Origin of the sequence: Actinoplanes awajinensis subsp. mycoplanecinus, assembly GCF_001509495.1 — a bacterium.
In the GTDB taxonomy this organism is placed as follows: domain Bacteria; phylum Actinomycetota; class Actinomycetes; order Mycobacteriales; family Micromonosporaceae; genus Actinoplanes; species Actinoplanes palleronii.
The window spans coordinates 1-319 of the sequence record NZ_LLZH01000202.1; the positions used below are offsets into that span (position 1 = coordinate 1).

1 protein-coding gene is annotated in these 319 nt (G+C 72.7%); it reads left to right on the plus strand.

The genetic code is table 11. The annotated features are described in order from the left end of the window. A partial coding sequence (locus ADL15_RS54310; RefSeq protein ID WP_198170938.1) for a hypothetical protein occupies positions 1-319 on the plus strand: 319 nt, incomplete at both ends.

A 319-nucleotide genomic window follows, 5' to 3' on the forward strand; every position in this document is an offset into this window, starting at 1 on the left:
CCTCGCCTGGCTGAAGGACCCGGGCAACCCCCAGCGGTCCACCGTGGTCATGGTCCAGCGGGCCCCGGACTGGCAGCGCCCGATCGAGCAGACGGTTCATCGGGTTCGAGGTCGCCGCAACCCGGTGGTCCTGAGCGGCCGGCGGGGCGGCATGGAGGGCGACCTCGATGTCTGGACGCGCACCGACGAGGAGCGCGAGGCCCTGCACCTGCTGCTCGACCCCGGCAACACCTTGCTGTGGCAGGCGATGCCGGGCATGGGCGTGGCCGACATGTACGTGCAGGTCGCCGAGGTCACCGAGGCCCGCACCGGCGGGACC